This window comes from Bradyrhizobium sp. MI1.11, assembly GCF_055811255.1.
Genome location: NZ_JBVVPM010000139.1, coordinates 1 through 3,067 on the forward strand (window position 1 = coordinate 1; position 3,067 = coordinate 3,067).

Here is a 3,067-nt window from a genome sequence, read left to right on the forward strand (position 1 = left end):
TTGTCCGGTAAGACGCGCCGGGCCTAACCATTCCCTGCTTTCCCCGTAAGGTTTGGCTGAGCCAGCATAGAGCGATTCTACAAGCGACTTATACGTCTACGTCTCTGTGCAGCCGCTCCTCTTGGTTCGGAGCAAAATTCCCATGTCTCGGGCCACACGTTTGACTGACGCAATATGCCTTCCAAGCTCGGTTGCGATTTTCGTGCGTCGGCGTGCGCCTGGTCTGTGCGGCATGCGGCGCCGCAGGATCTGTGCATATCTCCCAAACTGGCATGACAGTCGAGGGCAAGTCAGGCCAAGCATGGGGGCTTGAGGTTTTGATTCCAGCGATGAAGCACGTCACCGAGCGCCGTTTTGCCAGTCCGGAAGCCGCCGCGCGTCAGCTCGTTCAGCTGGCTTCAGGCATCGAGGCGGTATATCTAGAAGATAAACTACCCCTTCCTCTACACGCTCAAGGCAAGCGGCGCTGAGTTCGGCGCCGGCATCAGGTGCGCTGTCGAGAAGGGCTGGCTGGAGCTGCATGAGAGCGGCACCTATGTGCGGCTCCTGACAACTGTAGGAACCTAGCATCACTGCCCCGCTTGCGGTCTTGCTGGCTCCTCTCTTTCGAGCTGGCGGAGCGGCCCTCGGCATCAACCCTCAGGCCCTCAAGCCGGGGGGCGTCTCTCGTTCGATGGAGGAGAGTCCTCATGCTCCGGACAGTTCCGCCAGCTTCCGCTGAATTGCCAAAAAGTCCCGATGCCTTCCGACCGTCACCTTTCATATGCCAAATGACATAGGCAACGGCTAAATCGAACTGGCGCCAAGGCAATGCTGCAAAAAAGCCGGCCCCAGACGATGATTCCTGAGGCCAGAAGTTCTACGCGTCCGCTCCGAGACATCGCCCGGAGCTGGAGGCGAACGCATCCAGATTGCCAGTTGTTCCCGATCCTCATGGACTTGAGAGCCGGCGCACTGATGCATGTTAAGCCTTCTGCCGATTGTGAAATTGATCATATTGCGAGCCAGAGATGCTGCGGTACGATCATCGCACCGGGGCTGGCTGCATATTTCACCTAGTCGTTATTTTTGACCGCGCGGGCCGCAGCAGCAGTCCCCCTGCTGCGGCCTTCGTGTTCACGGCTGTTAGTACCAACGAGTTCGGCGTCCTGTGCCATGGAGAAGATATTGTGTCCAAAGAGAACAATTGCCTGATCGTTCGAGCTGCGGGAAGACAACTCGACCTGTTACGCGGCGAAGCCTCCCGCATCGCGAAAGGCAGTAACGTCGATTGGTGGATCGATCAGGCAGAGGTCGGCACTCGCTTCTGCTTCGAGGATACAAAAGCAAAAGAGTCATTCGCTCTCGCTTGTGACAACCTCGGTATTCCCTGCCAAGACGGCTAGTCCGCAGTTGAGCTGTAAGCTGGCGGCAGGGCCGCACAACCATCATAGCAGTCCAGCGCTATCCGGCTCCGTGCCTGGAGGTCCGCACCTGATCCCAAGCACGCGAACCGAGCCCGTCGGCGCCGCCGCCGAGAGCGGACTCATGAAGCGGCGCACTGGCCAAGATGAGGGTCAAGCTGTTCCACTGAACTCGTTCGTATCCACGCTGAGGCCGCGCAGTGAGATCAGATTGCGCTGTGTACAGCGCGCCTAAATGGCGCGCGAGATCAGAACCAGCTGCGGTTATTTTGGAAGCACGCCTGTTTGGTGCGGTCCCAGATGAAATCCCCGCCGCCGCAGGGTGGACGGGGGCGAGAGGTCGCCGGGCATTCGTTCCGAACCTTGGCTCCCGTGCCCCAGCCGTCAACGACACATGCGCCACCGCTTGTCCTATGACAGCCCTCGCCACAGCCACCCCCTGCGTACGCCGCACTAGCAGCAGCGAGAACCGTGGTCGCGAGGAGCATTCCTCGTAAGATTTTTGTCACTGCCAGACTCCTGAAACCGAATGATCCCGAGCGAGAAGAACAAGATAATAGCTCCTGGCGTGCCGCTTAGCTACGATCAGCGCGGCGCGAAGTCCCCGGCTCCGCACGAAACGCTCGATGGCTGCGCTCCCCAGTTCGAACCTGTTGATCCAGCATTCTACAACCTGTGGAAAAGGCGGTTAGGTCAGCGCAGCTGCAGTTTTCGAATCCTCCATCTGTGTCCGTACTGGAGGGACGTTCTGTTTCGGGTGCGCGTGTGAGCCACTTCTTCTCAGTCCTGCTATTGCTAACCAACTTGATGCTAACGCTATGTTTCGGCGTGGCAGCGTGGCGCGTTTCCGATGACGGCGGCGCTGGTAAGGCCGTAGGAATGGCGTATGGCTGGATGCAAATCTCGGCGAACTGACATGTCCGCGTACCCCTCGCATTTTGATCTCGCGCGCTGCTGAGCGCAGGCGCGCCGCGGCGCTGCTGCGCTCTCAAGGGGAAGGCGGTCCTGGAGCATCTGACGTCTAGAGTGGTCACGAGCGGCCTTCGGTGTCCTGGCTGCTTACTTCCGCTTGAGCTCCGGGGACGGACATCATCGGCGCCGGTCAGGATGTCCGAGATGGGCCAGAAGCGGACATCAACAGGAAGATGCCAAAGTCATGGCAGCTCGTCGTCGGTCAATCAATCCAGCCAATGATGCCAAGAAACCAACCACCAAAGAAAGAGGTGATAAGCAGGATAAGCATGAGGAGATAGTCCGTTTCGAAGGGACCGGATTCTTGCCAGCCTTGAAAATGATGAAGTCCGAGCAGCCCCAGTGTAAAAATTCCTGCACACATGACGGGCCACATCGCCGCACGCCGCTGCTGACGGTCCAGCCGTCCCTGAAGGTTTCGTGGTAGAGATCCAGCTCGACGGTACGCCACTGCGGCGCTCAAGACGACCACGATCAGACAGGCAGTGAGGAAGTACATGGCCACAATCCTTTGGCGCCCTAGTTTGTACTGGCTAGGACCTAGAGAAGGGCTTGCCGAGCAGATCGAAGTTTACCGACTGCGATATTGGTTCCCTAACTGGACGCGATGACCACGAAGTCCGCTAGACTGTATGTCCCCCCACAAAATGAGGCGACTCACCCTCGATGTTGCGACGAGGGTTGCCCGGATG

General features: G+C 58.6%; 4 protein-coding genes. 2 read left to right on the top strand and 2 right to left on the bottom strand.

The window, feature by feature from the left end; genetic code table 11:
• Window positions 1-329 precede the first annotated feature (329 nt).
• Entirely contained in the window at window positions 330-470 is a 141-nt protein-coding gene (locus tag AC0L30_RS42580) for a hypothetical protein (protein ID WP_473406752.1), read from the top strand.
• Window positions 471-1,010: 540 nt separating this feature from the next.
• The gene (locus tag AC0L30_RS42585) at window positions 1,011-1,385 is read left to right on the top strand and encodes a hypothetical protein (protein WP_473406753.1); all 375 of its coding nucleotides are present in this window, start codon (window positions 1,011-1,013) and stop codon (window positions 1,383-1,385) included.
• Between the two features lie 266 nt (window positions 1,386-1,651).
• Here AC0L30_RS42585 and AC0L30_RS42590 read toward each other — a convergent pair whose 3' ends face one another.
• Entirely contained in the window at window positions 1,652-1,891 is a 240-nt protein-coding gene (locus AC0L30_RS42590; protein WP_083869850.1) for a hypothetical protein, read from the bottom strand.
• 686 nt (window positions 1,892-2,577) lie between these two features.
• A complete protein-coding gene (locus AC0L30_RS42595; protein ID WP_473406754.1) occupies window positions 2,578-2,874 on the bottom strand; it encodes a hypothetical protein in 297 nt (98 codons plus the stop codon).
• Between the last annotated feature and the right edge of the window lie 193 nt (window positions 2,875-3,067).

Bases quoted from the DNA above. Each gene is read 5' to 3' on its own strand.
- AC0L30_RS42580 (WP_473406752.1), top strand. From the start codon at position 330: ATGAAGCACGTCACCGAGCGCCGTTTTGCCAGTCCGGAAGCCGCCGCG.
- AC0L30_RS42585 (WP_473406753.1), top strand. From the start codon at position 1,011: ATGCTGCGGTACGATCATCGCACCGGGGCTGGCTGCATATTTCACCTA.
- AC0L30_RS42590 (WP_083869850.1), bottom strand. From the start codon at position 1,891: ATGCTCCTCGCGACCACGGTTCTCGCTGCTGCTAGTGCGGCGTACGCA.
- AC0L30_RS42595 (WP_473406754.1), bottom strand. From the start codon at position 2,874: ATGTACTTCCTCACTGCCTGTCTGATCGTGGTCGTCTTGAGCGCCGCA.